This is a genomic window from Janthinobacterium tructae (assembly GCF_006517255.1).
Lineage (GTDB): Bacteria > Pseudomonadota > Gammaproteobacteria > Burkholderiales > Burkholderiaceae_D > Janthinobacterium > Janthinobacterium tructae.
The window spans coordinates 889,901-914,918 of sequence record NZ_CP041185.1 but is presented as its reverse complement, the minus strand read 5'-3'; the positions used below and the strand labels follow the sequence as shown (position 1 = coordinate 914,918).

Here is a 25,018-nt window from a genome sequence, read left to right as displayed (position 1 = left end):
GCCTGTGTGTGATCCTATGTGAGATGGCTATTGTAGCCGCCAAACAGGGGCGCGTTTCAGGCGTGCGCGCCTTGCCTTCCGCGTGGATCGGCCGTATGTTGAAGGCATATCAATAAATGGAACGCCCCATGACCCCCACCGCCCTTCCCCTGTATTCCATCGCCGAACTGCGCGCCATCGAACAAGCCGCCATGCGCGACCTGCCGCAAGGGCTGCTGATGCAGCGCGCGGGCCAGGCTGCCGCCAGTGCCGCCCTGAAGCTGCTGCACGCCACGGAAGACGGCGACGCGGGCCACCGGCGCGTACTGGTGCTGGCCGGCCCCGGCGACAACGGCGGCGATGCGCTGGAAGCGGCCGCGCACCTGGCCGCCAGCGGCACCGAGGTGCTCGTCTGGCTGGCGCCCGAGGCGCAAGCCACCTCGCCCGAGCGCGAGCAGGCGCTGAGCCGCGCACGCAACAGCGCCGCGCGCCTGATGGAAGCGGCAACGTCCACGGCGTCGGCCGCGGTGGGCGCGGCGCCATGGCACCTCGTCATCGACGGCCTGTTCGGCATCGGCGCGTCGCGCCCGCTGGACGGCGAATGCCGCGACATGGCGCAGCTGGTCAACAATCTCGATTGCCCCGTGCTGGCGCTCGACGTGCCCAGCGGCCTGCACGCGGACACGGGCGCCATCGACGGCGTCGCCATCCGCGCCACGCATACGCTCACCTTCATCGGCGACAAACCGGGCCTGCACACGGCGTATGGCCGCGACCATGCGGGCGAGGTGGAAGTGGCGGCGCTGGCCATCGACCCTACGCTGCTGCCGGCCGCCAAAGCCCAGCTGGGCGGAATGCACCTGTTCGCCCGCCAGCTGCAGCCGCGCCAGCAGAACACGCACAAGGGCAGCTACGGCAGCGTGGCCATCATCGGCGGCGCGCACGGCATGGCGGGCGCGCCCATCCTGGCGGCGCGCACGGCCTTGCACGCGGGCGCGGGAAGAGTGTATATCGCCTTTCCCGACACGCCGCCCGCGTTTGACAGCGGCCAGCCGGAGCTGATGTGCCGCCGTGCCCAGGACGTGGATTTCTCGGGCCTGCACTTTGCCGCCCTGGTGGCGGGGCCAGGCCTGGGCGACGACGCCGATACGGTGGAACTGCTGCAGCGCACGTTCGAGAGCGACAGCCCGCTGCTGCTGGACGCCGATGCGCTGAACCTGATGGCGGCCGAGCCGGAACTGCAATCGGCGCTGGCCGTGCGCACGGGCGCGGGCGCGACAATCTTGACGCCGCATCCGCTGGAAGCGGCGCGCCTGCTCGACATGACGGTGGCCGAGGTGCAAGCCGACCGCCTGGGCGCGGCGCGCCAGCTGGCGGCGCAGCTGGGCGTCATCGTGGTATTGAAAGGGTCTGGCACGGTGATCGCCGCGCAGGATGGCAGCGTGGTGGTCAACAACACGGGCGGCCCCGCGCTGGCGACGGCCGGCACGGGCGACGTGCTGTCCGGCCTGTGCGGCAGCCTGCTGGCGCAGGGCTGGCCCGAGTGGGAAGCGGCGCTTGGCGCCGTCTGGCTGCATGGGGCGGCCGCTGACGCGCTGGTGGCCGCAGGCAGCGGTCCCATCGGGCTGACAGCCGGGGAATTGATCCCGGCGATACGCAAGCTGATCAATGCCTTGTCGGCATAGGTATGCGGTGCGGTGGTGTTGGATTACGCTGCGCTAATCCAACCTACGGCTGCGATGATGGCAGGAAAGTAGGTCGGATTAGCGCGCAGCGCGTAATCCGACAATCACCACCTGCAATCACACCAGCCTGCCCGCAGCAATCGTGATGGTGCGGCCACAACGGGCCGCAATGGAACTGTCATGCGTGACGAGCACCAGGGTCGAACCCCGTTCGCGGTTCAGCTCGAACATCAGCTGGATCACGGCCTCGCCCGTGGCGGCGTCCAGGCTGCCCGTCGGCTCGTCGGCGAACAGCAGCGGCGGCTGCGTGACAAAGGCGCGCGCCAGCGCCACGCGCTGCTGCTCGCCGCCGGACAGATATTTGGGATAGTGCTTCAGGCGGCTGCCCAGGTTGACTCTGCCCAGCATGGCTTGCGCCTTCTCTTTCGCGTCCGGGTCGCCGCGTAATTCCAGCGGCAGCATGACGTTTTCCAGCGCCGTCAGGTGGGCCAGCAGCTGGAACGACTGGAAGACGAAACCCAGCTTTTCCTTGCGGAAACCGGCGCGGCCGTCTTCGTCGAGGGCGAAGATATCGGTGCCGTCGAGGATGACCTTGCCCTCGCTGGGCGTGTCCAGGCCGGCCAGCAAGCCCAGCAAGGTGGACTTGCCGGAACCGGAGGCGCCGACGATGGCCAGCGTCTCCGCCGTTTGCACGGTAAAATCGACTTGATGCAGGATGGTCAGCTCACCATCGGCATCGGGTACGCGCTTGGCCAGCTGGACCACTTCGATGGCCGGCCGGGCATTTTGGCTGTTTTGACTGTTGAGTGCGGCGGGCCGCTGGACCGCAGCGTCTGATGGAATAAAACTGGTGGAAGTCGCTTTAGGGAATTCGGGCATGCTGATCTATCTTAAAAAAATTCGTGAACATATGAGTGTCAAGGACAGCAGCCGCATGCGGCGGCGCACGCTGTCCCTGCTTCCTGCGGCAGCCCTGCTGCTGGTGTCAGGCATGACGAACGCCTATTCTGCACCAAAAACGCTGCTGGTGCTCGGCGACAGCCTCTCGGCCGAATATGGTCTGGCGCGGGGCACGGGCTGGGTGGCGCTGCTGGAACAGCGGCTGGCCGCGCAAAAGAACGACACGCGCATCGTCAACGCCAGCATCAGCGGCGAGACCACCAGCGGCGGCCGCGCGCGCCTGCCCGCCCTGCTGAGCAAACACCAGCCCGACGTCGTGCTGATCGAACTGGGCGCCAACGACGGCTTGCGCGGCTTGCCCGTGGCAGCTGCCGAAGCAAATCTGCGCGCCATGGGTGAGGCAGTCAAAAAAGCGGGTGCGCAAGTGGTGCTGGTGGGCATGCGCATGCCACCGAACTATGGCCGCGCCTATGGCGAGCAGTTTTATGGCGTGTACGGCAAGCTGGCGAAGGAATGGAAGGCGCCGCTCGTGCCCTTCATGTTCGAAGGCATCGCCGATCAGCCGCAGCTGTTCCAGGCCGACCGCATGCACCCGAATGCGCAGGCGCATCCGACGATTTTGAAAAATATCTGGCCGCAACTGGCGCCGTTGTTGAAGGCCAAGTAAGTCTGCGCCAAGGCTTCACATGCTACAGACAAGAAAATAGCCGCTCGAGAGCGGCTATTTTTATGCGTGGAAACTAAATCTTACGGTGCTGGCGCTGGGGCCGCTGGGGCGGTGACCGGCTTGACGATCTTCACCTTGGCCTTGGCTTTCAGGTATTCGACATAGTCGTACATTTCCTGTTGCGCCAGGATGCCGCTGATCTGGTCTTTCTCTTGCTGGCGGCGTGCCGCATCCACTTGTGCCGGCTGCTGCACCTTGCCGATGCGGTAGATGCCGTAGCCCAGGGCTGGCAGGTCCACGCCCACGTACGCTGGCAGCTTGCTCGTGTCGGCTTTCATGACTTGCGCGATGGCGGCGCGGTTGATGCCGTCGAGCTTGCTGCGCGACACCCATTGTGCTGCGCCGAAACCGGTCGCGTCACCCGAAGCCTTCAAGGCGGCCAGCTTGGTCTCGCCCGCTTTCTTGGCCAGCTTTTCCGCTTCTTCCATCGTCACGCGCTGACGGATCATCGCTTCGACTTCGGCCAGCGGACGCTTGCTTGCTGGCTTGAATTCCACCACGCGGCCGGCGATCAGCACGTTCGGTGCAATGGTGACGGCTTCCGTGTTGCGCTTGTCCTTCAAGGAATCGTTCGAGAAGATGGCGGTCAGGAACTTGGCGTTGTTGAACGGCGCCTTGCCCAGTGCTGGCGACGGCGTGCGCGACAGGTTGGCGACGCTTTCCACTTTCAGTTTCAGCTTGTCGGCCACCGGTTTCAGGCTGTCCGATTGGTCATACACAGTCTCGGTAAAGACGGTAGCCATTTCCGAATACTTCTTGGCGGCAAATTGCTTGCGCAAGTCAGCCGTGATTTCGCCGCGTACTTCATCGAGTGCCTTGACGTGCTGTGGCTTGAGCGAGGTGACGGTCAGGATGTGGAAGCCGAAATCGGAGGCGACGACATCGCTGATTTCGCCTTGCTTGAGCTTGCTTACCGCGCTCAGCAGTGGTGCTGGCAAGCCATCCTTGCCAATCACGCCCAGGTCGCCGCCCTGTTCGGCGGAGGCCGGGTCTTCCGACTTGGCTTTCGCCACAGCGGCAAAGCTGGCAGGCGTTTTGCGCACGTCAGCGAGGATGGCTTCAGCCTTGGCCTTGGCGGCGGCCTTGTCGGCGGCCGAGGCGTCTTTCTTGACGGCTACCAGGATGTGGCTGGCCTGGCGCGCTTCTGGCGTCGTGTAGGCTTTCTGGTTCTTCGCGTAGTAGCCGGTGACGTCGGCCTCGGTGACGTCGACTTGCTCGCCGGCAGCGCTGTCGTCGAGCACGACGTATTCGATCTTCGCTTGCTCCGGAATTTCGAAGAACTTGCTGTTCTTGTCATAGAAAGCCTTGATCATGGCGTCCGTCACTTTGACTTCCGACACGTACTGGGCGATCGGCAACAGCAGTTCCTGCACTTCACGCTCTTCCGAGGTGATGTCGGACAGGCGCTTGGAGACGGTGTTCGGCGCGAAGGCGGTGCCTTGCACGGCGCCGGCCAGTTGCTGCAGGGCCATATCGCTGCGGCGGCGCGCGTCGTACATCTGCGGCGTCATGCCTTGCGCGGCCAGCATGGCCTTGTAGCGTTCCAGGTCGAATTTACCGTCCGGCAAGGTCAGGCCTGGGATTTCCAGCACTTCCTTTTGCAGTACGGCATCGCTGATGACCAGGTGGCTACGGCCCACTTCGGTAGCCACGGCGCGCTCGGCGATCAGGTTATCGAGGATGCTCTGGCGCGCTTCCGGCGTGTCGAACATTTTCTGGTCGAACTGCTCGCCCATCATCTGGCGGTAGCGGTCGATCTGCTGGCGTTGCGCTTCTTCATATTGCTGCTGCGTAACGACCTGGTCGCCGACCTTGGCGATGGTGTTCGCGCCATCGCCGAAGCTTTGGTAGCCGCTGATACCGACCAGTGCAAAAGACGGGACGATGACCAGCATCAAGAGAAACTGCATCAAGCGTCGATGGGTACGAATAAATTCAAACATGGTCAGCCAATTCGGGATGAGTGGATCACTATAAAAAAAGGCGAACATGCGTTCGCCTTGATTTCTTCGGCGGAATGGACGGGACAGATGTCCACTTCCCCTTTAGATTCAACAACTTGGCGCTGGAACTAAAGCAGGATTCTGACGCCCAAGCCATTATCTCCTGATTCTACAATGCCCATAGCGCTATAGCAAGAGTAAATCAGGGCGCGCGCCCTGCCCTGGCGCCGCGCGGACGGCAAGGCGCCGGGCTCGCGCATTTAACCGGACGCAGCTTAAAGCTGATTTAAACGCAGGCTTTTTTATTCAGAACGGCAGGACGGGATTTTAAAAGCAGGCGCGCCGAGATAATCTGGCGCTGAAAAAGAAAAACCCGCGCTACTTATTCAGCAGCGCGGGCTTCTATATTCTGGCGGAGCGGACGGGACTCGAACCCGCGACCCCCGACGTGACAGGCCGGTATTCTAACCAACTGAACTACCACTCCTTAAGAGCGTATTTTTTTGGCGGAGCGGACGGGACTCGAACCCGCGACCTCCGACGTGACAGGCCGGCATTCTAACCAACTGAACTACCACTCCGAAAAATACACAGTACTGCTTGCATCTGTATCCAGGGTTGCGATTCGCAGAACTTCAACCCTGAAATCGCGGCACCCGAAAGCGCCGCCAAATGTTTCCGGTGATTGTCACCTCACCGAAGTCCGTTAGTTTACAGCATCCTTCAAAGCTTTACCAGCTTTAAATTTTGGAACTTTTGCTGCTTCGATCGTGATCGCTTCTTTCGTACGCGGATTGCGGCCGGTACGCTCAGCGCGTTCGCTGACCGAGAAAGTGCCAAAACCAACCAGCGTTACGCTGTCGTTGTTTTTCAAAGTTTCCGTCACGCCGCCGATAACAGCGTCGAGTGCGCGCGCAGCGGCGGCTTTGGAAATGTCAGCTTTTTCAGCAATGTGGTCGATCAATTCAGTCTTGTTCACTAGCATCCCCAATTACAAAGGTATAAAACGATTACCGTATCGTTGCGGCACTTTTGGCACCACAGCTGTCCGGCGAAAAAAATGTGCAGGCGTATTAAACAAGCCACACTGTATATGTGTCAAGCGCTTTGGGGGCGCAATTCACGTTTCAATATAAAACAAGCGCTCTAAAAGCGCTTGTTTGGGGAAAACAGGGGTAAAACGTTAGTGTTTTACCACCTCGCCAGCCGCGTCAGGCTTGGCCGCAGCAGCCGTGACAGCCTCCACCGCAGCGACTTCCACCAAGGGTTCCGGCATGCGCTCGAGGGCGATTTCCAGCACTTTATCGATCCAGCGCACGGGCACGATCTCCAGTTTGTTCTTGACGTTGTCCGGAATTTCGGCCAGGTCTTTCACATTCTGTTCTGGAATCAGGACCGTCTTGATGCCGCCGCGATGGGCCGCCAGCAGCTTTTCTTTCAGGCCGCCGATCGGCAACACTTCGCCGCGCAAGGTGATCTCGCCCGTCATCGCCACGTCGGCACGCACGGGGATGCCCGTGTAGACCGACACCATCGCCACCGTCATGGCCGCGCCAGCCGAAGGACCGTCCTTCGGTGTCGCGCCTTCCGGCACGTGGATGTGGATGTCGCTCTTCTCGAACACGTCCGCCTTGATGCCCAGGCGCTGTGCCCGGCTGCGCACCACCGTGCGGGCTGCCTCGATCGACTCTTTCATGACGTCGCCCAGGGTACCGGTGCGGATGATGCCGCCTTTGCCCGGCATCGACACGGCTTCGATGGTCAGCAGATCGCCGCCCACTTCCGTCCATGCCAGACCGACCACCTGGCCCACCTGGTTTTCTTTCTCTGCGACGCCGAAATCATAGCGGCGCACACCGAGGAATTTATCCAGGTTCTTCGAGTTGACGATGACTTTCTTGTCGGATTTCTTCAGCAGCAGCATCTTCACCACCTTGCGGCAGATCTTCGACACTTCACGCTCGAGCGAACGCACACCGGCTTCCCGCGTGTAGTAGCGAATGATGTCGCGCAAGGCCGACTCGGCCACCGAGATTTCCTCTTCCTTCAAGCCATTGTTCTTGATCTGCTTCGGCAGCAGATAACGCTGCGCGATGCTGGTCTTTTCATCTTCCGTGTAACCGGACAGACGGATCACTTCCATGCGGTCAAGCAAGGCTGGCGGAATATTGTACGAGTTCGACGTGGCCACGAACATCACGTCCGACAAGTCGAAATCGACTTCGATGTAATGGTCGGAGAACGTGTGGTTCTGTTCCGGATCGAGCACTTCCAGCAGGGCCGACGAAGGATCGCCACGGAAATCGGCGCCCATCTTGTCGACTTCATCGAGCAGGAACAGGGGATTGCGCACGCCGACTTTCGACAGCGATTGCAGGATCTTGCCCGGCATCGAGCCGATGTAGGTGCGGCGGTGGCCGCGGATCTCGGCTTCGTCGCGCACGCCGCCCAGGGCCATGCGCACGAACTTGCGGTTCGTCGCGCGGGCGATGGACTGGCCCAGCGAGGTCTTGCCGACGCCCGGAGGACCGACGAAGCACAGGATAGGCGCTTTGAGTTTGTCGACGCGCTGTTGCACCGCGAGGTATTCCAGGATGCGTTCCTTGACCTTGTCGAGGCCGTAGTGGTCGCCTTCGAGCACTTTTTCCGCATTCGCCAGGTCGTTATTGACCTTGGATTTCTTTTTCCAAGGCAAGTTGACCAGGGTGTCGATGTAGTTGCGCACGACGGTGGCTTCGGCCGACATCGGCGACATCAGCTTGAGCTTTTTCAGCTCGTTGGTAGCCTTGTCGAGCGCTTCCTTCGGCATTTTGGCCGAAGCGACTTTTTTCTCCAGCTCGTCGAGGTCGGCACCATCTTCGCCCTCGCCCAACTCTTTCTGGATCGCCTTGACTTGCTCGTTCAGGTAGTACTCGCGCTGCGATTTTTCCATCTGGCGCTTGACGCGACCACGGATGCGTTTTTCCACCTGCAAGATGTCGAGCTCGCCTTCGAGCTGACCCAGCAGGTGCTCGAGGCGCTTGGCCACGCTGAAAATTTCCAGGATGACTTGTTTTTGCTCCAGCTTCAGGGGCAGATGCGCAGCCACCGTGTCGGCCAGGCGGCCGGCATCATCGATGCCCGACAGAGACGCGAGGATTTCCGGTGGAATCTTTTTGTTCAGTTTGACGTACTGGTCGAACTGCTGCACGATCGCGCGGCGCATGGCTTCGACTTCCGACTCGTCGCCCGGCTCGGACTCGAGCGGCGTCAGGTCGGCGATGAAGTGCGTCGGCGCATCGCTGATGTGGTTGATACGGGCACGCTGCGCGCCTTCGACCAGCACCTTGACGGTGCCATCGGGCAGCTTCAGCATTTGCAGAATATTGGCGACACAGCCAATTTCATAGATATCGGAAGGGGACGGCTCGTCCTTCGCGGCTGCTTTTTGAGCGGCAAGCATGATGCTCTTGCCGTTCTCCATCGCAGCTTCCAGCGCCTTGATCGACTTTGGACGGCCAACGAACAGCGGTATCACCATATGCGGGAAAACGACGACATCCCGCAACGGCAATAACGGCAGTTGAGTTTGCTCAGTTAATTTGGAAGTTGTCATGGCGTACCTTATAGAAAGCGTGTTTACGATGTTGGCGCTCGCTGCCAAAACACAAGACCGGCGAGAATAAATAATTCTGTGAAACAAACATAGAGTCTATTTCGCAAAACACACCCGCATGACTGTAACAAATGCAGTTTTCACAGTAAAAAAGCCACACGCAGCTAAGCGCCGCGAGTGGCTTTACGATTGAAGCCTGCACTCATTGATTTAAATTGTACTGCCATGCATTAAGGAATCAAAACCCTTTTTATGCATTTGTCTCGGCAGTAATCAATTTTCTCCGGAGGCCTTGGCAGTCTCTTGATAAATCAACAAAGGTTTGGCGCCACTGGTGATGGTATTTTCGTCGATGACGACCTTCACCACATTTTGTTCGCTCGGCAGTTCGTACATGACGTCCAGCAGAGCATGTTCCAGGATGGAACGCAGGCCACGGGCACCGGTCTTGCGCGCCAGCGCCTTCTTGGCGATCGCATGCAGGGCGGCCGGACGAATCTCCAGTTCCGCGCCTTCCATCTCGAGCAGCTTCGAATACTGCTTGATCAGCGCATTCTTAGGCTCGACCAGGATCTGGATCAGCGCCTCTTCCGTCAATTCCGCCAGGGTGGCGATGACGGGCAGACGACCCACCAGCTCCGGGATCAGGCCGAACTTGACCAGATCTTCCGGTTCCGCTTGCAGCATCAGTTCGCTGGCCGAGCTTTGCGACTTGCTGCGCACCGTGGCCGAGAAGCCGATGCCGCTCTTTTCGGAACGGTTGGCGATCACTTTCGACAGGCCGTCAAAGGCGCCGCCGCAGATGAACATGATGTTGGTCGTGTCGATCTGCACGAAATCCTGGTTCGGGTGCTTGCGGCCGCCTTGTGGCGGCACGGAAGCCATCGTGCCTTCGATGAGTTTCAACAAGGCTTGCTGCACGCCCTCGCCCGACACGTCGCGCGTGATGGACGGATTGTCGGACTTGCGCGAAATCTTGTCGATTTCATCGATATAGACGATGCCGCGCTGGGCTTTCTCGACGTCATAGTTGCAGCTTTGCAGCAGCTTCTGGATGATGTTTTCCACGTCTTCACCCACGTAACCGGCTTCGGTCAGGGTGGTGGCGTCGGCGATCACGAACGGCACGTTGAGCATGCGCGCAAGGGTCTGTGCCAGCAGGGTCTTGCCCGAGCCGGTAGGACCGACCAGCAAGATGTTGCTCTTGGCCAGTTCGATGTCGTCTTTCTTGCCCAGGTGCTTGAGGCGCTTGTAATGGTTGTACACCGCCACCGACAGGATGCGCTTGGCAGTCTGCTGGCCGATCACGTACTGATCGAGCAAGGCGGCAATTTCTTGCGGCGTTGGCAGGTCGGATTTGGTACCGGTCACTGTCTCGATGCTCGACGTTTCATCACGGATGATGTCGTTGCACAGGTCGATGCACTCGTCGCAAATGAACACGGACGGACCGGCGATGAGTTTCTTCACCTCGTGCTGGCTTTTGCCGCAGAACGAGCAATACAGTAATTTTTCGCCGCTAGAGGATTTTTTGTCTGACATAAGGCATTTTGGTTGGAACTGCATTAACAATATTGCAAAATCGCAAGCCGGAGTGCGGTAGTTGCCCGCAAAGGCAGCCACCCATGGCGCAAGCCAACAACGTGCACAAGCTCCATGCTACCCGAAATAAAAGCGAAACGCCCGAACGTTTGATCGCCCGGGCGTTAACTTACGTACTTAGCAATACCGGTAGGGGCTCATCAAGCGCGGCTGGTCAACACTTTGTCGATCAAACCATACTCAACGGCCTCGTCGGCGGACATGAAACGGTCGCGGTCGGTGTCCTTGGCGATCTGTTCGATCGACTGGCCCGTGCGCTCGGCCATGATGCCGTTCAAGCGGGTGCGCAGGTAAAGGATTTCCTTTGCCTGGATCTCGATGTCGGATGCCATGCCTTGCGAACCACCGGACGGCTGGTGAATCATGATGCGCGAGTTCGGCAACGAGAAACGCTTGCCCTTGGCGCCAGCGGCCAGCAGGAAAGCGCCCATCGAAGCAGCCATGCCCGTGCACAGGGTCGAGACGTCCGGCTTGATGAACTGCATGGTGTCGTAGATGGCCATGCCGGCCGAGACCGAACCACCTGGCGAGTTGATGTAGAGCGAGATTTCCTTTTCCGGATTTTCGCTTTCCAGGAACAGCAGCTGGGCGACAACCAGGTTGGCCATCTGATCATTGACCGGGCCGACCATGAAAATCAAGCGTTCCTTCAGCAGGCGCGAGTAAATATCATACGAGCGCTCGCCGCGACCGCTTTGTTCCACCACCATCGGCACCAGGCCGAGCATCTCTGTGTCCAGCGCCGGATTACGGTTCATACCTGTCATTTCATTTCCTTGTGAAGCAGTTAGAGGGCGCCGCCTCGGCCTTGCGGCCGGGAGCGGTGTCCGGATACCAACTGGTTTACGCTTGTGCGTTGCTTCCCATCAGTTCGTCGAAAGCAACTGCTTTCGTCGTGACTTTCGACAGGCCCAACACGTAAGTGACGACGTTTTCTTCCAATACAAGGGCTTCGATCTCACCCAGACGACGACGGTCGCTGTAGTAGTACTTCAGCACTTCGCGTGGATCTTCGTAGCTTTGGGCGAAATCTTCGATTTGCGCCTTGACTTGCTCAGGCGTCGCCTGCAGGTTGTTGTCGCCTACCAGTTGCGACAGGATCAGGCCCAGGCGTACGCGACGCTCGGCTTTTTCTGCGAACAGTTCTGCTGGGAAAGGCACGTCCTTGACGTTCATGCCGCGCTGCGCCATGTCTTGACGCGTCATTTCGGCCAGGCGCTCGGAATCTTGAGCGATCAGGGTTTTTGGCACGTCCAGCTCAGCAACTTTGATCAGCGCGTCCATGACGGCTTCCTTGTTGCGTGCTTTTACGCGGCCAGCGACTTCGCGCTGCAGGTTGACTTTGATGTCTTCGCGCATTTTGGCCAGGTCGCCATCGGCAACGCCCAGGGACTTTGCGAATTCGGCATCGACTTCCGGCAGGTGCGCCCATTCCAGCTTTTGCAGGGTGATGGTGAACGAGGCGGTTTTGCCGGCCACGTCCTTGCCATGGTAATCCTCAGGGAACGACAATGGGAAAGTCTTGGACTCGCCCACTTTCAGGCCCAGGGTCGCTGCTTCGAATTCTGGCAGCATGCGGCCTTCGCCCAGCACGAAAGCGTAGCCTTCAGCTTTGCCGCCTGGGAATTCAACGCCGTCGATAGCACCGACGAAGTCGACGGTCACGCGGTCGCCGTTGGCAGCGATCGGCTCACCGCCGTCGCCGTGTTCGCCAGCTTCGCCCTTGGTGTGGAAGTGCACGCGCTGCTTGCGCAGGATATCGAGGGTCTTGTCGATTTCGGCTTCCGACACTTCGGCTTGCACGGTTTCGATTTCAACGGCCGTCAGGTCGCCGATAACGACTTCCGGATACACTTCGAAGGTTGCATCGAAAGCCAGCTGGCCTTCGGCTGCTTCTTCTTTTGGCACGATGTTCGGGAAACCGGCCACGCGCAGATTGTTTTCGTTGGCGGCGTCGTTGAACGCGCGGCCGACTTTGTCGTTCAGCACTTCGGATTCAATTTGGTAGCCGTATTGTGCTGCGACCATTTTCAACGGCACTTTGCCCGGACGGAAGCCCGGTGCCTTAGCCGTACGGGCTTGCACTTTCAGGCGCTTCTCAACTTCCGTGCGGACGTCCGTCAGCGGGAAGGAGATCGTGATACGACGTTCGAGTTTGCCCAAGGTTTCGACTGCAGTTGCCATGTAAAAAATCGTCCAAAAAATAAACACTGTTGGTGCGAGAAAAGAAGACCCGACCCCTTGCGCCATCACTGGCGGCAAGACATGGGTCCAGCTTCACTCGCTCGCATATTCATCTGTAAAAGTACTGAAAACAGGACGATGGACCTGGTCTACCCGGCTGAGGGAAAAACCCGCACCAGGCACCAAACAATCCGCCGCTTCCAGTACTGCGACAGGGCTCCGAGCGTCCAGCCTTGCTTCCAGGTAAATGCAAGGCCGGCCATCATTCGGTAAAGCGTGGCATTATAACAAAGGACTTCGGGAAAGTGGCTGGCTTTGCAGCCCGGCCACAGAGGATGCCAGCGGCGGCGAATGAATCGCCACAGCCTGGATTGCCCTGTCTTTACTCTTGCCCCGGCTTTTCTTATTTCGCCCGAGACAGGCTTTCCAGCCTGCTTCGTTCATTAGTATATGCGAACTGTCGCTCCGTCCGAAACAAAGAAATGCGCTCTTGACGAAGATTTCAGTCAAAAAACCTTTGATTTACCTCAATTTGGCCATTTTTCAGCAAAATCTCCGCCCTGCCCCTGCCCTGCCGCCCGATCTCTGGCAAAAAATAGCGCGAACAAAGGCATCACGAATGACGCAAATACAGCAATAGCAACAGGAAAAACAAGAAAGATGCCTGCAACGAGGCTAAAGAACAACTTGATGGTGCTGCACCTCCGGGCTGGAACAACCCGGATTGGTGCGGATGGGGAGACTCGAACTCCCAAGCCGAAGCACTGGCTTCTAAGACCAGCGTGTCTACCAATTCCACCACATCCGCATTTGGTACTACTTTGTGCTATTTGCCACAGCTTGCGCCCCTGATTTTAACAACTCGGGAACGATCTGGCTACCGTGGACTGATAGAGCAAGCCCTCGGCAAAGCAAAGGCGGCATTCTACTGGATTTCCCAGAGGAATGCCGCCTTTTTTACGCCAACACCTTGATGCCGATTTCTAGCCCTCTTTTGCGGTCACCGCCACCGGCTTCTTGACCCGGAACCAGGCCGCATACAGAGCCGGCAGGAACAGTAAAGTTAACGCCGTCGCCAGGATCAGGCCGCCCATGATGGCGACGGCCATCGGCCCCCAGAAGACGGAGCGCGACAGGGGAATCATGGCCAGCGCGGCGGCGGCAGCCGTCAGTACGATGGGGCGGCAGCGGCGCACGGCCGAGTCGATGATGGCATCCCATGGCGCCGAGCCATCGTTGATGTCTTGCTCGATCTGGTCGACCAGGATCACCGAATTGCGGATGATCATGCCGAACAGCGCGATGATGCCCAGGTTGGCCACAAAACCAAGTGGCCGGCCCAGCGCCAGCAAGGCAAAGGCAGCGCCCGCCACGCCCAGCGGCCCCGTCAGGAACACCAGCAAGGAACGCGAGAAACTGTGCAGCTGCAGCATCAGCAAGGTGAAGATGATGAAGATGGCCAGCGGCAGATTGGTCGCAATCGACGCTTCCGCCTCGCCGCTGTCGGCCGCCACGCCTTTCACGGTGATGCGGTAGCCGTCCGGCATCTTGGCCCGTAAAGCGTCGAGCTGCGGCGCCAGCTGCGTCGAGACTGTCGCGCCCTGGATGCCGTCGACCACGTCCGACTGCACGGTAATGGCCCATTCGCGCTTGTCGCGCCAGACCACGCCCGGTTCCCACACGAAATGCACGCGGGCCAGCTGCGAGATGGGCACGGACTTGCCTGTTGCCGTCGGAATATTCGTGTCATTCAGCACGGATATCGTCGCCCGCTCCTCCAGCGGCTGGCGCACCTGGATATCGATCAGCTTGTTGTCTTCGCGGAACTGGCCGATGACGGTGCCCGAGAGTATCGTATTGGCCGCCTGCATCACGGTTTTCGAGGTGACGCCCAGCGCGCGCATCTTGTCCTGGTCCAGGTCCAGGCGCAGCACTTTCACCGACTCATTCCAGTTGTCATTGACGCCCAGAGTGTTCGGATTGGCGCGCATGATGTCCTTGACCTGGTCGGCGATGGCGCGCACACCCGCCACTTCCGGCCCCGTGACACGGAATTGCACGGGATACGGCACCGGTGGTCCGTTCGGCAACAGTTTTACCCTGCCCCGCACTTCCGGGAAATCCTTCTTGAAGACATCGATGATCTTCTGGCGCAGCTGCTCGCGATCCGCCAGGCTCTTCGGCAGGATCACCACTTGCGACACATTGGTCTGCGGGAAGATCTGATCCAGCGGCAGGTAGAAACGGGGACTGCCCGTGCCCACATAGCTGGTGACGCTGTCCACACCGTCGAGCTTGCCCACAAAGGCTTCGAATTTCTTCACCTGCTTTTCATTCGCGGCAAAGGTCGTGCCTTCGGGCGACCACAGTTCCACCATCAGTTCAGGACGGCTGGAATCGGGGAAGAATTGCTTTTCGATAAAATTGAAACCATAAATGCCCAGCGCAAAGATGGCCAGAGTGGCCGCTATCGTTGTCTTGCGCCATTCCACGCACCAGGTGACGGCGCGGCGGAAGCGGCGGAAGTTTGGCGTATCGAACAATTCATGGTCGTTATGCGCGTGCGGCTTCACTTTCAGCAAGACGTAGCCGATGTAGGGCGTGAAGACGACGGCCACCACCCAGGAAATGATCAGGGCCAGCGCATTCACGGAGAACAGGGAGAACGTGTATTCGCCGGCGGCCGACTTGGCCAGGCCGATGGGCAAAAAGCCCGCCACCGTAATCAATGTGCCCGTCAGCATGGGCATGGCCGTCGAGGTGTAGGCAAACGTGGCCGCGTCGAAGCGCGACATGCCCTCTTCCATCTTGCGCACCATCATCTCGACGGCAATGATGGCGTCATCGACCAGCAAGCCCAGCGCGATAATCAGGGCGCCCAGCGATATCTTGTGCAAGTCGATGTCGAGCAGGCGCATGAACAGGAACGTCACGGCCAGCACCAGCGGGATGGTCAGCGCCACCACCAGGCCCGGCCGCACGTCGATGCGCAGCGGTTTTGTATGCAAGCCCAGCGCGACGAAGCTGACGGCCAGCACGATCAGAATGGCTTCGATCAGGGTATGCACGAACTCGCCCACGGAGGCGGACACGGCTTCCGGCTGGTTCGACACGCGCTGCAACTCTATACCGACCGGCAATTCGCTCTTCATGCGCGTCACCGTGGCCTGCAAGGCCTTGCCCATGTCGATGATGTTGCCGCCCTTTTCCATCGATACGCCCAGGCCGATCACTTCCTTGCCGTTGAAACGCATCTTGTCCTTCGGCGGATCGACGAATTCGCGTTTCACGGTGGCAAAGTCGCCGAGGCGGAAGGTGGTGCCGTTGGCGCGCAGCTCCAGGTTTTCCAGATCCTTGACGGTCACCATGGCGCCCGTTACGCGCACTTGCAGATTATCCGTCGGCGTCACCAGCACGCCCGTGGCGTTGATGCTGTTTTGCTCGGACAATTGCTGCACGATGGCGTCAAAAGGAATGCCCAGCTGGGCAAATTTCTTGTGCGAAAAGATGATATTGATCTTTTCATCCTGCACGCCAAACAGTTCCACCTTCGATACCTGGCCCACGGCCAGCAGTTCCTGGCGCACCTTGTCCGCGTAATCCTTCATTTCGGCATAGGTAAAACCATCGCCGGACAGGGCAAAGATGGAGCCGTACGTGTCGCCGAACTCGTCATTGAAGAACGGGCCCACCACGCCGGCCGGCAAGGTGCCCTTGATGTCGCCGATCTTCTTGCGCACCTGGTACCAGGCGGCCGCCGTTTCCTTGGGCGGCGCCGATTCGCGCAGCTCCAGCAAGATCAAGGTTTCGCCGGGCTTCGAATAACTGGTGATTTCATTGATGTACGGCGTTTCCTGCAGCTTCTTTTCCAGCTTGTCCGTCACCTGCTCGGCCATCTGCAGTGCCGTGGCGCCGGGCCAGTACGCTTGCAAGACCATGGCGCGGAAGGTGAACGGGGGATCTTCATCCTGGCCCAGGCTGGCATAGCTAAGCATGCCGCCGATCAGCAGCACGGCCATCAGGTAGCGCGTCAGCGGGATGTGTTCGAGGGCCCAGCGCGACAGATTGAAACCGCCCTTCATTTGACGGCCCCCACGCTGACGGCGGCTGCGGCGACATCGGGTTTACTGGCCAGTTCGGCGCCGAGAATGGTCACTTTCTGCCCAGGCTTGAGCAGGTTGACGCCGGCCGTGACCACCGTCTGGCCCGCTTTCACGCCCGAGGTCAGCAGCAAATCATTGCCCGCCACGCCACCCACCGTCACCGGCACCAGCTTCACGGCGCCGTTTTCCACCACCCAGACGGAGCTTTGCGACTTTTCATTGAACAGGGCCGTCAGCGGCACCTTGATTTGCGGCGTGGCCGTCTGCGAAGCGAACTGCACCACGGCCGTCATGCCCAGGCGCGCTTGCGGCGCGTCCGGGATGCTGACCTTGGCCAGGTAGGTGCGCGTGGCGGCATCGGCCACGGGCGACACGACACGTATCTTGCCCGGCAGCGCCTGCTTCGGGTCGGCCCACAGGCGCACCACCACATCCTTGACGCCGCGCAAGGTCTCGACCTTGTCTTCGGGAATGCCGATCACGACTTCCTTCTCGCCGCTCTTGGCCACCTCCACCACGGGCGCACCGGGCGCCACCACCTGCCCCACTTCGGCCTCGATGCGCGTGACGACGCCATCGACGTCGGCCAGCAAGCTGGCATAGCCGGACTGGTTGGCCTGGCCACGGTACAGGGCTTGCGCCGCTTCCACGTTCGCCTGCGCCGCCTTGTAGGTGGCATTTTTTCCATCGAGCACGGCCTGGCTGACGAAATTTTTCTCGCGCAAATCCTGGTAGCGCTTCAGTTCGGCGCGCGCCAGGTCGCGGCTCGTTTCCGCGCTGACCAGCGACGCCTTGGCCTGGGCCTGCGACAGCTGCAAGTCGACGGGATCAAGCTGCATCAGCACTTGCCCCTTTTTCACGCTGGCGCCCACCTCGACCTTGCGCGCGACAATCTTGCCGCCCACGCGGAAACCCAGCTGCGACACCACGCGGGGTACGACCTCGCCCGCCAGCTCGGCACTCACATCAACATTACTGCTAGACAATACCATCGCGCGCACGGGGCGCACGTCTTCCACTTTGACGGCGGGCTTGGAACAGGCCGCCAGGGTCAGCGCCAGGGCGGCGGCGGCAATCAGCCGCAGGGCGGGCAGTGCGGGTGCGCCGGTCTCGCGGCGCAGGGTTTTCAGGGCAAACAAGATATTTTCCTTTACTATGCGGGCTGTAATATTTTTATGCGGAGAAACTTTTTGCTTGCCGATTGGGATAAGCCAAATTTTTTCGCACGCGACATCCTTAAATTTGTGACAATATCAGCTTGATCATGGCTGGGAGTGACTTCCCCTAATGACTTTCTGGTTATTAATTATAATCGTGCGTAAAAGTTTTTAGTGACTTTTGCGTCATTAATCTTGAGACGTACAACGTCCGGCCACATTCCAGCGTTTGAGGGGTGCCGGACAAACGCAAGACTAGAGAAGCGTGTTCAATGCCTGTAGACCATTACGAAAATTTTCCTGTTGCATCATTTTTACTGCCGCGCCGCCTGGTGCCCGCCGTCGAAGCCATCTATGCCTTCGCGCGCAGCGCCGACGACCTGGCCGATGAAGGCGACGCCACGCCGGCCGAACGCCTGGCCTCCCTGCACGCCTACGAAGAGGCGCTGGGCCGCATCGAGCGCCACGAAGGCCATGCTGGCGAGAACGCCGCCATGTTCGAACGCCTGGCCGCCGTCATCGCCAAACACCAGTTGCCGCTGAAGCCATTCCACGATTTATTGTCGGCCTTCAAGCAGGATGTGCAAACGACGCGCTACGCCAGCTACGACGACGTGCTCGATTACTGCGCCCGTTCCGCCAACCCCGTGGGGCTGCTGATGCTGCACCTGTACGGCGCGGCCGATGAACAGAATGTACGCGATTCCGATGCCATATGTTCAGCTTTGCAACTAATTAATTTCCTGCAAGACGTCGCCATCGACCAGCAAAAAGAGCGCATCTACCTGCCGATGGAAGACCTGAGCCGCTTTGCCGTCTCCGCCGCCGCCTTCGAGCGGCCCGAGGCGCACGGCAAGTGGAGCGCCCTGATGCGCTTCGAAGTGGCCCGCACGCGCGCCCTGATGCTGTCCGGCGCGCCCTTGGCCCTGCGTTTGCGCGGGCGCATCGGCTGGGAACTGCGTCTCGTGGTGCAAGGGGGCTTGCGCATCCTCGAAGCCATCGAAGCGGTCAATTACGACGTGTTCCGGCGCCGCCCGAAACTGGAAAAGCGCGACTGGCTGATCATTTTCTGGCGCGCGCTGCGCATGTCGCGCAAAAGCCTGCATCAAGAGACGCAAGTAAAAACGGCTTTTCCCCCGTCGCCCACTCTGTAAGACGATAGAATAGCGGCTTCGATCTGCAACCCTTGCTCTTTTGACTATGTCTCCCGACGAATACTGCCAACAAAAGGCCGCCCAGAGCGGCTCCAGCTTCTACTACAGCTTCCTGTTCCTGCCGGCCGAACGCCGCAAGGCCATCACCGCCCTGTACGCCTTCTGCCGCGAAGTCGATGACACGGTCGATGACTGCACGGACGAAGCCGTGGCACGCACCAAGCTGGTCTGGTGGCGCAAGGAAGTCAAGGCCATGTACGAGGGCATCCCCACGCATCCCGTGATGCGCGCGCTGGAGCCGCACCTGGCCGTGTATAAATTGGAAGAAAAGCATTTGCAGGCCATCATCGACGGCATGGAAATGGACTTGAACCAGACCCGCTACCTCGATTACCAGGCCATGAGCCGCTATTGCTGGCATGTGGCCAGCGTGGTGGGCATCTTGTCGGCCAGCATCTTCGGCGCGACCCGCCCGGAAACGCTGCTCTACGCGGAAAAACTGGGCCATGCCTTCCAGCTGACCAATATCATCCGCGACGTGGGCGAAGATGCGCGCAAGGGGCGCATCTACCTGCCGATCAGCGAATTGCAGCAGTTCAATGTGACGGCGGCCGATTTGCTGAACGCGCGCCACAGTGAGAACTTTGAAAACCTCATGCGCTTCCAGGTGGCGCGCGCGCAAAAGGCGTATGACGAAGCGTTCGCCCTGCTGCCGGCGGAAGACCGCCGCGCCCAGCGCCCAGGCCTGATCATGGCCGCCATCTACCGCACCGTGCTCAACGAAGTCGAGCGCGATGGCTATCACGTACTGAACCAGCGCATCTCGCTCACGCCGATCCGCAAACTGTGGCTGGCCTGGAAGACCTGGGTTCGTGGCTGACAGTAGCGTGAAGCAACGCTACGCCGTGATCGGCGCCGGCTGGGCGGGCTGCGCGGCGGCCATGGAACTGGCGCGCGCCGGCCATGCCGTCACCGTCTTCGAGGCGGCGCGCACCCTGGGCGGGCGCGCGCGCCGCGTCGAACGGGAAAGTACTGTACTCGACAACGGCCAGCATATCTTGCTGGGCGCCTACACGGAAACCTTGCGCCTGATCAAGCTCGCGGGCCAAGACCCCAGCGAACTGATCCTCACCCTGCCCCTGCAGATGCGCTACCCGGCCGGCACCGAAGGCATGGATTTCATCGCGCCGCGCCTGCCCGCGCCGTTGCACCTGGCGTGGGCCCTGCTGCGCGCCAAAGGTTTGCAGCGCGCCGACAAGCTGGCCCTGATGCGCTTTTCCACCGCCATGCGGACGATGGGCTGGCAGTTGTACAACGATTGCTCGGTGACCGAGTTGCTGCAGCGCTTCGACCAGACGGATCGTTTGAACCGGCTGATGTGGCACCCGCTGTGCCTGGCGGCGCTGAATACCCCGCCCGAGCGGGCCTCGGCCCGCGTCTTCCTCAACGTGCTGCGCGACAGCCTGGGGGCGAGCCGCCGGCGCGCCTCCGACATGCTGATCCCGAAGGCGAACCTGAGCGCCCTGTTGCCCGAGGCGGCTGCCCGCTATGTGGAACAGCATGGCGGCGCAGTGCGCACGGGCGCCAAGGTGTCTGCCTTGCACGCCTTGCCCGATGGCCGTTGGAGACTCGATGACGGCGTCGATGACGGGGAAAGCTTTGATGGCGTGATCGTCGCCACCTCATCCGTGCAGGCCGCCAGCCTGCTGCAAGACTTGCACGACGCACGCCTCGCCGACGTCATCAGTCGTATGCAGGCGTTCACGCCGGAAGCCATCAGCACCTGCTACCTGCAGTACGACGCCAGCGTGCGCCTGGACTTGCCATTTTACGCGCTCGTCGATGCGCCGGAGCAGCAGCACTGGGGCCAGTTCGTCTTCGACCGGGGCCAGCTTGACGCCAGCCAGGCAGGCTTGCTGGCGGTCGTCATCAGCGCCTCCGGCCCTGCCGCCGAGCAAGGCCATGGTCCGCTGGCGCAAGCGATCGCGGCACAACTGGTGCAAGTATTGCAGCGTCCGGAACTGGCGCAGCCCGTCTGGACCCAGTTGATCACGGAAAAGCGCGCCACCTTTGCCTGCACGCCCGATTTATTGCGTCCCGACAACTCCAGCGGCGTGCCGGGCTTGCTGCTGGCGGGCGACTACACGGCCAATGCTGACCGGAAGCAAGACTATCCGGCCACCATCGAGGCGGCCGTGCGCAGCGGCGTGGCGGCGGCCAGGATGCTGAACACGGGCAAGGCGTCACAACAGACTTGACGCTGCATCCTGCCCTGGTGTCGCTCGCCCCCGCGAAATTGCATTCTATCGCACCGCGCTGGTGCGCTAGGCCGCGCTTGGGTACAGTCTGATCATCGACAACGGCCATGCCACGGGGAATACCATGCACACCACCTTGCACTTGAAAAATAGCTTGAAAGCCCTGGCGCTGCTCGCTTGTGTGGCACTGGCCACCCTGATCGTCATTCACGGACAGCAAACGCCACAAGCACCACTGATGCTGAGCCAGGCAAGCATGCTGCTGCCGGCCATGGGCTGAAGCGGCAAAGCGGACGCACAGGAAGAATATGATGAACAAACAAGATTATCTGGACGCGCTGCGGCGCGCGCTGGCAGGCTTGCCACCGGACCTGGTGGCCAAGACGCTCGATTATTACGAACAGACCTTCATCGAAGGCGCTGCGGCCGGCCGCAGCGAGCACGAAATCGCCGAGGACCTGGGCGAGCCGAAAAAAATCGCCCTCACCTTGCGCAGCAGCACGCACCGCCAGGCCTTCGAACAGAAGAAAACCCCCGTCAACCTGCTGCGCCTGCTCGTCTCGCTGGTGGGCCTGGCCATCTTTAACCTGTTCATGGTCGTGCCTGCCGCCGTCTACGCGGCCCTGCTGGCTACCCTGTATGCCGTCGGCCTGAGTTTTTACCTGGCCGGCATCGCCATCACGGCCAGCGGCTTGTCCGGCGCCAACGAACTGGTGCTCGATGGCCCGCTGCGCCACGTCTTCATCCATGACGATGACGGCGGCGAAGGCGGCGAGCGGCGCGAAACGCGCATCACCATCGGCGACACGGGCATCGAAATCGACCACGTGCCCGGCCCCTTGCAGCGTGAACCAGCCGAACCCCAGGGGCCGGGCGTTTCATCGCGCATGATGGAGCGGGCCGAAGCGCTGGCCGGCGGCGGCATCCGCATCTCCACCGACATGGACCGCGATGCGCGCACCACGCAAACCGTCTTCGGCGTGGGCATGCTACTCGGCGGTATCGCCATCTTCCTGCTCAGTCTGGTGGTCACGCGCTATACCTTGATCGGTATCAAACGCTACATCGCCATGAATGTCTCCCTGCTCAAAGGTCACTAGAAAGGCTGCCATGAAACGCTTGCTCAAAGTTGGCCTGTCCATGCTCTTGCTGGCCATAGTCCTGATCGCCATGTCGTATGCGGCGCTGCGCGCCAAGGGAATCAGCAATCCCAGCAGCGCTGCCGGCCGCGCCGTGCGCAGCGAAACGCGCCCCATTTCCGCCAACATCAATAGCATCGACCTGGCCGGGCCCATCGACCTGGTGCTGCGCCGCGGCGCCACGCCATCGATGAAGGTCAGCGGCGAACAGCGTCTGCTGTCGAATGTCGACACCACGGCCGATGGCACTACCCTGCATATCGGCCCGAAAGGCATGTTGTTCCACCATCGCCAGCCACTGCAGGTGGAACTGGTGCTGCCATCGCTCGCGCGCTTGGAAGTGCACGGCAATGGCGACAGCAAGATCACGGGATTTTCCGGCGACAGTTTCATCCTGGAATTGACGGGTTCGGGCGACGTCAGCTTCACGGGACGCTACAAGCAGGTACAAGCCACCGTCAACGGCAGTGGCGACCTCGACATCAATGCCGGCAACAGCGACAGCGTGGTGCTGGAAATGGTGGGTTCCGGGCGCATCGCCGCCAGCGGCAACACGAAATTCCTGCGCGCCGACCTGAGCGGCTCAGGCGATATCGATGCCGAGCACCTGGCGGCCGACAAGGCCAGCGTCAGCCTGCAAGGCTCCGGCACGAGCACCGTCTTCGTGCGCGACGCCGCCAACCTGACCTTGCGCGGCAGCGGCGACATCCACATCCACGGCAACCCGCGCCAGCGCGATGCGCAGAAAAGCGGGTCAGGCGATATTATCTGGCATTAATGATGACGCAGTTCACAATCTACTGCGCGGCGCGATTTGCGGCCGGCGATGCTCGCTGTACTAGAGTACAGCTGCGCTTCTCAGCCACAACTCGGAGCCGCTCGCTACGATTGTGAACAGCGTCGTGGCGCTAACGATCAGTAATTTCAAGAATTCCCTTCCAGCCAACTGACCGCCTGCTCGCCGGCCGCCTTGCCTTGCGCCAGGCAGGCCGTCAGCAGGTAGCCCCCCGTGGGCGCTTCCCAGTCCAGCATTTCACCGGCAACAAACACGCCCGGCATGGCGCGCAGCATGCTGCCGTCGACGCCGTCGAAGGCCACCCCGCCGGCGCTGCTGATGGCTTCATCGATGGGACGCGGGCGCTGCAAGGTGACGGGCAGCAGCTTGATGGCGGCAGCCAGCCTGGCTTCGTCGGCAAAGTCGGCCGCGCCCAGGCATTCTCGCAGCAAGCCCGATTTCACGCCCTTGATGCCCAGCCGGCTTTGCAGGTGGCTGGACATGGAGCGGGCGCCACGCGGGCGCGTGACTTCCTCGAACACGCGTGCATGACTGTGATCGGGCGCCAGGTCCAGCCAGATGGTGGTGTGGCCGTCACGCGCGATCTGCTCGCGCAGCGCGGCCGACAGCGCATAAATCAGGCCGCCTTCGATGCCGCCCGCCGTGATGACGCACTGTCCCTGGCGCTTGACCGTCAAGCCATCGAGGTCATGCGCCGTGATGGCCAGCGTGGCCAGGTGCTCGCCCGCGTAACGGCTGCTGAAATGTTCGCTCCAGTCCACGTCGAAGCCGCAATTGGCCGGCGCCAGCGCTGCCACGGCCACGCCCTGCCCCTGCAGCAGCGGCACCCAGGCGCCGTCGGAACCCAGTCGCGCCCAGCTGCCGCCACCGAGCGCCAGGATCACGGCGTCGAAGGAGCGCAGGCGTTCGCCGTCCGGCGTGGCAAACGCCAGCTGGCCATCGTGCCAGCCCGTCCAGCGGTGGCGCATGTGAAATTGCACGCCCGCTTCGCGCAGGCGGTGCAGCCAGGCGCGCAGCAAAGGCGCGGCCTTCATATCGGTCGGGAAGACGCGGTTCGAGGAGCCGACGAAGGTCTCCACGCCCAAGCCGTGCACCCAGTCGCGCACCTTTTGCGGGCCGAACTGGTCCAGCGCCGGTTTCACCCGGTGCGCTTGCCTGGCGTAGCGCGTGACGAAGGCCTGGTAGCCTTCCGCGTGCGTGATATTCATGCCGCCGCGCCCTGCCAGCAGGAATTTGCGGCCGACGGACGGCATGGCGTCGAACAATTCCACCTGCGCCCCCTGGTCGGCAGCCGCCTGGGCGGCCATCAGGCCGGCGGGGCCGCCGCCGATGACGGCGATGTGAAACGGAGGGGAACTGGAATGGGTCATGGCAAGCTGGAAAGACGGTGAAAACCCCGGCATTTTAGTCGAGATAAGACCCGGAGATGGCAAGAATGCCGAAAAATGATGCATACTGCGCGGACATGCTGCAGCGCTCAGTACTTTGACTTCACCAGACAACGCGACGACAAGAGGAGAAACACATGGGTGCAGGATTCTGGATTTCCCGTTATTTGCTGGCCAGTTCGATTTTATTCATCATCCTGACGGTGGTCGAATACAGCAAGGGCACCACCAGCAACGCCGACATCCTCAGCGCGCTGGCCTGGTCGCTGGTGGCGTCGGCCATCTTCATCGGCTCGAAATACTGGCGCTACAAGAAAGCCATCGCCTGCGCCACCTGCAGCGATACCACGGCCAGCAAACCAAAAACCAAGTCGTCATGAAAAAACGGCCACTTCGATGAAGTGGCCG

Annotated in this window: 19 protein-coding genes and 3 tRNA genes; 9 read left to right on the top strand and 13 right to left on the bottom strand. The window is 60.9% G+C overall.

Annotated elements, in window-relative coordinates; genetic code table 11:
* Positions 1-128 precede the first annotated feature (128 nt).
* Positions 129-1,664, top strand: a complete 1,536-nt coding sequence (locus FJQ89_RS03985; protein WP_141169135.1) for an NAD(P)H-hydrate dehydratase — start codon at positions 129-131, stop codon at positions 1,662-1,664.
* A 117-nt stretch (positions 1,665-1,781) separates the two neighbouring features.
* Here the strand turns inward: FJQ89_RS03985 and FJQ89_RS03980 are convergent, their stop codons facing one another.
* The gene (locus FJQ89_RS03980; protein ID WP_139174615.1) at positions 1,782-2,429 is read right to left on the bottom strand and encodes an ABC transporter ATP-binding protein; all 648 of its coding nucleotides are present in this window, start codon (positions 2,427-2,429) and stop codon (positions 1,782-1,784) included.
* Positions 2,430-2,541: 112 nt separating this feature from the next.
* Between FJQ89_RS03980 and FJQ89_RS03975 the strand changes: the two genes are divergently transcribed.
* Positions 2,542-3,231, top strand: coding sequence for an arylesterase (locus FJQ89_RS03975; protein ID WP_141169134.1), 690 nt, complete (start codon positions 2,542-2,544; stop codon positions 3,229-3,231).
* An 80-nt stretch (positions 3,232-3,311) separates the two neighbouring features.
* On the opposite strand, the gene FJQ89_RS03970 is transcribed toward FJQ89_RS03975, so the two are convergent.
* The 11 genes from FJQ89_RS03970 to FJQ89_RS03920 form a co-directional block, all read right to left on the bottom strand.
* Positions 3,312-5,234, bottom strand: coding sequence for a SurA N-terminal domain-containing protein (locus FJQ89_RS03970; RefSeq protein ID WP_168208357.1), 1,923 nt, complete (start codon positions 5,232-5,234; stop codon positions 3,312-3,314).
* A gap of 410 nt (positions 5,235-5,644) precedes the next feature.
* Positions 5,645-5,721 (bottom strand) — tRNA-Asp (locus FJQ89_RS03965).
* Between the two features lie 17 nt (positions 5,722-5,738).
* Positions 5,739-5,815, bottom strand: a tRNA-Asp gene (locus FJQ89_RS03960).
* 125 nt (positions 5,816-5,940) lie between these two features.
* On the bottom strand, positions 5,941-6,213 hold the full coding sequence (locus FJQ89_RS03955; RefSeq protein WP_010398442.1) for an HU family DNA-binding protein: 273 nt from the start codon (positions 6,211-6,213) through the stop codon (positions 5,941-5,943).
* A 204-nt stretch (positions 6,214-6,417) separates the two neighbouring features.
* Entirely contained in the window at positions 6,418-8,829 is a 2,412-nt protein-coding gene (gene lon, locus FJQ89_RS03950) for an endopeptidase La (protein WP_116744313.1), read from the bottom strand.
* Positions 8,830-9,102: 273 nt separating this feature from the next.
* Positions 9,103-10,371, bottom strand: coding sequence for an ATP-dependent Clp protease ATP-binding subunit ClpX (gene clpX, locus FJQ89_RS03945; protein ID WP_010398446.1), 1,269 nt, complete (start codon positions 10,369-10,371; stop codon positions 9,103-9,105).
* Positions 10,372-10,571: 200 nt separating this feature from the next.
* On the bottom strand, positions 10,572-11,189 hold the full coding sequence (gene clpP / locus FJQ89_RS03940; protein WP_374106865.1) for an ATP-dependent Clp endopeptidase proteolytic subunit ClpP: 618 nt from the start codon (positions 11,187-11,189) through the stop codon (positions 10,572-10,574).
* Between the two features lie 85 nt (positions 11,190-11,274).
* Positions 11,275-12,615, bottom strand: coding sequence for a trigger factor (gene tig, locus FJQ89_RS03935; RefSeq protein ID WP_141169132.1), 1,341 nt, complete (start codon positions 12,613-12,615; stop codon positions 11,275-11,277).
* A gap of 725 nt (positions 12,616-13,340) precedes the next feature.
* Positions 13,341-13,423: transfer RNA gene (locus FJQ89_RS03930), tRNA-Leu, on the bottom strand.
* A 175-nt stretch (positions 13,424-13,598) separates the two neighbouring features.
* The gene (locus tag FJQ89_RS03925; RefSeq protein WP_141169131.1) at positions 13,599-16,697 is read right to left on the bottom strand and encodes an efflux RND transporter permease subunit; all 3,099 of its coding nucleotides are present in this window, start codon (positions 16,695-16,697) and stop codon (positions 13,599-13,601) included.
* Positions 16,694-17,857 carry an efflux RND transporter periplasmic adaptor subunit gene (locus FJQ89_RS03920; protein WP_141169130.1) on the bottom strand — a complete coding sequence of 388 codons (1,164 nt, stop codon included), beginning with the start codon at positions 17,855-17,857 and terminating at the stop codon, positions 16,694-16,696. Before FJQ89_RS03920 ends, FJQ89_RS03925 begins: the two co-directional genes overlap by 4 nt.
* Positions 17,858-18,147: 290 nt before the next feature.
* On the opposite strand from FJQ89_RS03920, the gene hpnC reads away from it, so the two are divergent.
* The 6 genes from hpnC (at position 18,148) to FJQ89_RS03895 (ending at position 23,204) form a co-directional block, all read left to right on the top strand.
* Positions 18,148-19,029, top strand: coding sequence for a squalene synthase HpnC (gene hpnC / locus FJQ89_RS03915; protein WP_141169129.1), 882 nt, complete (start codon positions 18,148-18,150; stop codon positions 19,027-19,029).
* A gap of 46 nt (positions 19,030-19,075) precedes the next feature.
* Positions 19,076-19,909: a presqualene diphosphate synthase HpnD gene (gene hpnD, locus FJQ89_RS03910; RefSeq protein WP_141172616.1), complete on the top strand. Its 834-nt coding sequence runs from the start codon at positions 19,076-19,078 to the stop codon at positions 19,907-19,909.
* 7 nt (positions 19,910-19,916) lie between these two features.
* Positions 19,917-21,287 (top strand): hydroxysqualene dehydroxylase HpnE, encoded by a 1,371-nt coding sequence (gene hpnE / locus FJQ89_RS03905; RefSeq protein ID WP_341474475.1) that lies wholly within the window; start codon positions 19,917-19,919, stop codon positions 21,285-21,287.
* 124 nt (positions 21,288-21,411) lie between these two features.
* Positions 21,412-21,567: a hypothetical protein gene (locus FJQ89_RS27965; protein ID WP_168208356.1), complete on the top strand. Its 156-nt coding sequence runs from the start codon at positions 21,412-21,414 to the stop codon at positions 21,565-21,567.
* Between the two features lie 28 nt (positions 21,568-21,595).
* Positions 21,596-22,387, top strand: a complete 792-nt coding sequence (locus FJQ89_RS03900; RefSeq protein WP_243136405.1) for a DUF1700 domain-containing protein — start codon at positions 21,596-21,598, stop codon at positions 22,385-22,387.
* Between the two features lie 10 nt (positions 22,388-22,397).
* Positions 22,398-23,204 (top strand): head GIN domain-containing protein, encoded by an 807-nt coding sequence (locus tag FJQ89_RS03895; protein ID WP_141169127.1) that lies wholly within the window; start codon positions 22,398-22,400, stop codon positions 23,202-23,204.
* A gap of 146 nt (positions 23,205-23,350) precedes the next feature.
* On the opposite strand, the gene FJQ89_RS03890 is transcribed toward FJQ89_RS03895, so the two are convergent.
* A complete protein-coding gene (locus FJQ89_RS03890; protein ID WP_141169126.1) occupies positions 23,351-24,592 on the bottom strand; it encodes a TIGR03862 family flavoprotein in 1,242 nt (413 codons plus the stop codon).
* A gap of 155 nt (positions 24,593-24,747) precedes the next feature.
* Between FJQ89_RS03890 and FJQ89_RS03885 the strand changes: the two genes are divergently transcribed.
* A complete protein-coding gene (locus FJQ89_RS03885) occupies positions 24,748-24,990 on the top strand; it encodes a hypothetical protein (protein ID WP_141169125.1) in 243 nt (80 codons plus the stop codon).
* The last annotated feature ends 28 nt before the right edge of the window (positions 24,991-25,018 follow it).

Coding starts and splice junctions, on each gene's coding strand:
- hpnD (WP_141172616.1), top strand. CDS start 19,076: ATGTCTCCCGACGAATACTGCCAACAAAAGGCCGCCCAGAGCGGCTCC.
- FJQ89_RS03890 (WP_141169126.1), bottom strand. CDS start 24,592: ATGACCCATTCCAGTTCCCCTCCGTTTCACATCGCCGTCATCGGCGGC.
- clpX (WP_010398446.1), bottom strand. CDS start 10,371: ATGTCAGACAAAAAATCCTCTAGCGGCGAAAAATTACTGTATTGCTCG.
- lon (WP_116744313.1), bottom strand. CDS start 8,829: ATGACAACTTCCAAATTAACTGAGCAAACTCAACTGCCGTTATTGCCG.
- tig (WP_141169132.1), bottom strand. CDS start 12,615: ATGGCAACTGCAGTCGAAACCTTGGGCAAACTCGAACGTCGTATCACG.
- FJQ89_RS03925 (WP_141169131.1), bottom strand. CDS start 16,697: ATGAAGGGCGGTTTCAATCTGTCGCGCTGGGCCCTCGAACACATCCCG.
- FJQ89_RS03975 (WP_141169134.1), top strand. CDS start 2,542: ATGCTGATCTATCTTAAAAAAATTCGTGAACATATGAGTGTCAAGGAC.
- FJQ89_RS27965 (WP_168208356.1), top strand. CDS start 21,412: ATGCACACCACCTTGCACTTGAAAAATAGCTTGAAAGCCCTGGCGCTG.
- FJQ89_RS03900 (WP_243136405.1), top strand. CDS start 21,596: ATGATGAACAAACAAGATTATCTGGACGCGCTGCGGCGCGCGCTGGCA.
- FJQ89_RS03895 (WP_141169127.1), top strand. CDS start 22,398: ATGAAACGCTTGCTCAAAGTTGGCCTGTCCATGCTCTTGCTGGCCATA.
- hpnC (WP_141169129.1), top strand. CDS start 18,148: ATGCCTGTAGACCATTACGAAAATTTTCCTGTTGCATCATTTTTACTG.
- FJQ89_RS03885 (WP_141169125.1), top strand. CDS start 24,748: ATGGGTGCAGGATTCTGGATTTCCCGTTATTTGCTGGCCAGTTCGATT.
- FJQ89_RS03970 (WP_168208357.1), bottom strand. CDS start 5,234: ATGTTTGAATTTATTCGTACCCATCGACGCTTGATGCAGTTTCTCTTG.
- clpP (WP_374106865.1), bottom strand. CDS start 11,189: ATGAACCGTAATCCGGCGCTGGACACAGAGATGCTCGGCCTGGTGCCG.
- FJQ89_RS03985 (WP_141169135.1), top strand. CDS start 129: ATGACCCCCACCGCCCTTCCCCTGTATTCCATCGCCGAACTGCGCGCC.